The sequence below is a fragment of the Pedomonas sp. genome (assembly GCF_036515995.1).
In the GTDB taxonomy this organism is placed as follows: Bacteria; Pseudomonadota; Alphaproteobacteria; order Sphingomonadales; family Sphingomonadaceae; genus Pedomonas.
Window position 1 is genome coordinate 1 of sequence record NZ_DATBUP010000099.1, and the last position, 4,433, is coordinate 4,433.

At 63.4% G+C, this 4,433-nt stretch carries 4 protein-coding genes and 2 pseudogenes; 2 read left to right on the plus strand and 4 right to left on the minus strand.

Going from position 1 to position 4,433, the window contains the following annotated elements:
- On the plus strand, positions 1–778 hold a 778-nt coding region (locus tag VIG90_RS07615; RefSeq protein ID WP_331592893.1), incomplete at its 5' end, for an MFS transporter.
- Here the strand turns inward: VIG90_RS07615 and VIG90_RS07620 are convergent.
- The 4 genes and pseudogenes from VIG90_RS07620 to VIG90_RS07635 form a co-directional block, all read right to left on the minus strand.
- Complete coding sequence (locus tag VIG90_RS07620) at positions 745–1,065, minus strand: hypothetical protein (RefSeq protein WP_331592894.1); 321 nt, start codon at positions 1,063–1,065, stop codon at positions 745–747. The two genes, VIG90_RS07615 and VIG90_RS07620, sit on opposite strands and share 34 nt — an antisense overlap.
- A gap of 403 nt (positions 1,066–1,468) precedes the next feature.
- The gene (locus tag VIG90_RS07625; protein ID WP_331592895.1) at positions 1,469–1,762 is read right to left on the minus strand and encodes a DUF1467 family protein; all 294 of its coding nucleotides are present in this window, start codon (positions 1,760–1,762) and stop codon (positions 1,469–1,471) included.
- A gap of 39 nt (positions 1,763–1,801) precedes the next feature.
- Positions 1,802–3,448 carry a ribonuclease J gene (locus VIG90_RS07630; protein ID WP_331592896.1) on the minus strand — a complete coding sequence of 549 codons (1,647 nt, stop codon included), beginning with the start codon at positions 3,446–3,448 and terminating at the stop codon, positions 1,802–1,804.
- A gap of 2 nt (positions 3,449–3,450) precedes the next feature.
- Positions 3,451–3,987 (minus strand): annotated as a pseudogene (locus VIG90_RS07635) (type III pantothenate kinase); the annotation flags it as partial.
- A 20-nt stretch (positions 3,988–4,007) separates the two neighbouring features.
- On the opposite strand from VIG90_RS07635, the pseudogene VIG90_RS07640 reads away from it, so the two are divergent.
- Positions 4,008–4,433 (plus strand): annotated as a pseudogene (locus VIG90_RS07640) (rod shape-determining protein); the annotation flags it as partial.

Consider the following 4,433-nt stretch of genomic DNA (forward strand, 5'->3'; position numbering starts at 1 on the left):
GGCTTTCTCCCCGCCGATGGCGGGCCACCTCGGCTGGGGTGGCTCGCTTGGCCTGTGGGCCCTGCCCGCCATCGCCGCGCTGCTTCTGTGGCAACCCGTCTCCCGCCGCTTCCGCACCAGTCGCGCCAGTGCTGCGCGTGACGCGTCCGGCCGCCGTCCTGTACGCGCCGCACCTGCTGCAGGCGCCAAATCCGTTTGGAGCTCGCTGCGCACGTGGGAACTGGTCGTGTTCTTCGGCATCGGCACCGGGGCCTTCACCCTGCTGCTGGCCTGGCTACCGCCCTACTATACCGCGCTCGGCTGGAGCCCGACGGCCGCCGGTCTGGTGCTGGGCGGCATCACCCTGACGGAAGTCTGCTCCGGCCTTGCCATCTCCACCTGGATCGGCCGCTTTCCAGACCGGCGCGGGCCGCTGCTGTTCGTGCTGACCAGCCTCATTTCAGGGCTGACGCTGCTGATCCTGGCCCCGCAGCTGACAGTTCTGGTCTGCATTCTGCTGGGCGTCGGTGTCGGCTCCCTGTTCCCGCTCACCCTGATCGTCACCATCGACCATCGGGACGATCCGCGCGAGGCCGGTGCGCTCGCTGCGGCCGTTCAGGGCGGCGGCTACATTATAGCGGCATTCTTCCCCTTGCTCGCAGGCATTCTGCGGGATCGTTTCGCCGACCTCACGCAGGCGTGGGTGGCTATGGGCGTGGGCGCGGTCATCCTGATGCTGATGACGCTGCGTCTGTCCCCCGCCTCCTACGGGCGGGGCTCCACTTCGCGGCCCGCCTGACGCCCGACCGGGATTTCGCCCGGCTCGAGGGGTCTGCAATCCGGGCCGAGGGTCACAGGCTGCCCCTCGTTCACCGCCGGTCCCTGAAACGTGACGCTCTGCCCGTCAATCGTTGCGATGCCGACCAGCGTCTCGCCGGACAGCACATTCCCCGAGGCGATTCTGGGCCGCCCCGTTTTCCCCAGCACATCCACCACCACCGGTACGTCAAGCTGGTTCACGTCGATAAAGAATCCGGAGTTCAGGTCCACCCCCTCGGCCCGGTGCTGCACGTCTGTTTCGGGCACATGCGCAACATTGTTGCACGCTCCGGCCTGAACGGCACCCGCGGATAGGTTCATTCCCAGTGCCGCGAAGATCACTTGTTGCAGCCAAGTCACAGCGCCTCACTTTCCAGCTTGAATGAACGGGTTTGGGTGCACTAACCCGCTGACAACGAGAATGGGCTTGAGTAGCCTTCCTCCAGCTTTGGTACACAGAGTGGCCAGGGTTCAGGGGAATTAAAAGGCCGAAAATCGGCCCACAAGATTTATAAGACTCGTCACGAAGCGAAGGGGTCCGAGCCAGTCTCGGGCCCCTTTGTCTTTTACCGCACCCGCCCCTGCCAGATGCTGCGCCTTCCACAACAGCAAAAGCCGGCGCGCAGGTGCGGCCGGCTTTTGCTGTTTGACGCCTCGCGGTGGAGGAAGATCAGCTCTTGGGGCTGGTGATCACCAAATTCTTTGACGATGGCCCCGGCAGGTCATCAACCGTCAGCCATTCGTAACGAATGTTGGCCCAGAACAGGCAGAATAGCACGGTGGTCACAGCCGTCGTCCACAGCGCCTTCTTCAGCAGCATGGGGTTCTGCGGGGCACTGGTCGCCTGACCGTGTACGCCCTGCTCGCCCGTCTCCTGCGCCGTGCGTACGCCCCACGGCAGAACGGCAATCAGCACGATCCACCACATGACGTAGAAAACAGCGACACCGTAAACGATACTCATGACCAGCCCTGTCCCCGGTTTCGGCCGATTCACCGGCCTTTAGGCAACACGCAGAATATGCACTTCCGCAACCGGGCGCTTGGCCGTGTAGTCCCGTGCCAGACGCCGGATCGCAATGCGGATCTGCTCCTGCAAGCGGCTTTCGTTGCCGGTCCCCACCTGATCGATGGTCGCCCGCACCGCGTTGGAGCAGTCCTCGATGAATTCATCGAGTTCATTCTCTACCGGAATGCCTTGCACGACAATATGCGGGTCCGCGGCCAATCGTCCGCCCTTGCCCAGCACGACCGTGGCGGACAGGTAGCCGTTGTACGACAGGCGGCGGCGCTGAACCATGGTCATGCCGTCGGTCGGCACCATGACATCGCCGTCCAGCACCCAGCGGCCCACCTTCTCGTAGCCGATGATTTCCGGCTCACCCGGCGCGAGACGGATGACCGAACCGTTGGTCGGCACGACCGAACACTTGGCGCCGTAGCGCTCGGCCAGTCGGGCATGCGCTTTCATGTGCCGCAGCTCGCCATGCACCGGCACGGCGATCTTCGGGCGGATCCACTCGTACATCGCCTTCAGCTCGGGCTGACCCGGATGGCCGGAGACGTGAACGTGCGCGTCCTTTTCGGTGATCATGTTGACGTTCTGCGCCGCCAGCTGGTTCATCACCAGGCTGATGGACAGCTCGTTGCCCGGAATGCTCTTCGAGGAGAAGATCACCAGATCACCCTCGGAGAGCTTGATATGGCTGTGCTCACGCCGCGCGATGCGCGAGAGCGCCGCCTGATGCTCGCCCTGGCAGCCGGTGGCGATGATGAGCAGGGTCGAAGGGTTGGCCTGCTCCGCCATTTCAAGGCTGATCGGCTGCGGGAAATCCTTCAGGTAGCCGTTTTCCTTGGAATTCTTCACCATCCGATCGAGCGAGCGGCCGACCAGCACCACGTTCCGGCCGGTAGCATTGGCCACCTTGCCGAGCGTGTCGAGCCGGGCGACGTTAGACGCGAAGGTTGAAACGACGATGCGGCCCTTGCGGCCCTGACAGATGCGCAGCAGCGAATCCCGCACGCCGCCTTCGGAGCCCGAAGCCTCGGTGTTGAACACGTTGGTGGAATCGCCCACCAGCGCAAGCACACCTTCGTCGCCGATGGAGGTCAGCAGCTCGGGGCTGGAAGGTTCGCCGATGATCGGGTCTTCGTCCAGCTTCCAGTCGCCCGTGTGGAACACGCGGCCATAGGGCGTGTCGATCAGAACCGCGTTGCCCTCCGGAATGGAGTGGCACAGGTGCAGATACCGGAACTTGAACGGCCCAAGGTCAAAGCTGCCCTGCATCGGGATCGTCTTGACCTTCACCTCTCCCAGCAGCCCCTCTTCCGCCAGCTTGTGACGGAGGAGGCCGGCCGTAAACGGCGTGGCGTAGAGCGGGACGCCCAGTTCGGCGGCCAGATACGGTACGGCGCCGATATGGTCCTCGTGCCCGTGGGTCAGCACGACACCCAGCAAATCCTTCCGCCGTTCCTCGATGAAGGTCAGGTCCGGCAGCACCAGTTCGACGCCCGGCGTCGACTGGTCAGCGAAGGTCATGCCGAGATCGACCATCACCCATTTGCCCTGGCAGCCATAGAGATTGACGTTCATGCCAATCTCACCTGAACCACCCAAGGGTAGGAACAGCAGCTCGTCTCCTGGTTTCACGCCTATGTCCTGCAATTACGTTGATAAATCAGCGCCAGTCCCTTGACCGTCAAGTCGATGTCGACCGCTTCGATCACATTGGTATGGCGCTCGAACAAAACACCAAGGCCACCCGTCGCGATGACGCGCATGGGTTGCCCGGTCTCCTTCTTAATTCGGTCCACCAGCCCCTCAATCAAGCCCACGTACCCCCAGAATATGCCGGACTGCATGGCTTCCACGGTGGACTGGCCGATGGCCCGGCCTGATTCCGGCGGCTGCACCGCGATCTTGGGCAGCTTGGCCGAGGCCTGTACGAGTGCTTCAACCGAGAGGTTGATGCCCGGAGCGATCACGCCGCCCCGGTATGCACCTGAGTTACTTACCACATCAAAGGTGGTCGCGGTGCCAAAATCAATCACGATCAGATGCTGATCGCCATAATCCGCGTGTGCGGCAACCGCGTTGACGAGGCGATCCGCCCCTACTTCCTTCGGGTTCGGGTATTCGATGGCGATGCCCAGATCCAGATCCTTGCTCACCACCACCGCTTCGATGCCGAAATAGCGGCGGCCCCAATGGCAAGAAAATCATTCAGGCAGTCGGCCACGAGGCCAAGCAGATGCTGGGCCGGGTGCCAGGCAACATCGAAGCCATCCGTCGCATGAAGGACGGCGTGATCGCGGACTTCACGGTCACCGAACAAATGCTCAAGCAGTTCATCCGCATGGTGCATCCGCGCAGCATGTTCGCTCCCAGCCCGCGCATCATCGTGTGCGTTCCCTGCGGCTCCACGCAGGTCGAGCGCCGCGCCATCAAGGAATCCGCGCTGGGCGCCGGCGCAAGCAAAGTCTACCTGATCGAGGAACCCATGGCCGCCGCCATCGGCGCGGGCCTGGCGGTCTCGGACGCCAGCGGCTCCATGGTCGTGGACATCGGCGGGGGCACCACCGAGGTGGCCATCATCTCCCTGGGCGGCATGGTGTACAAGGGTTCGGTGCGCGTG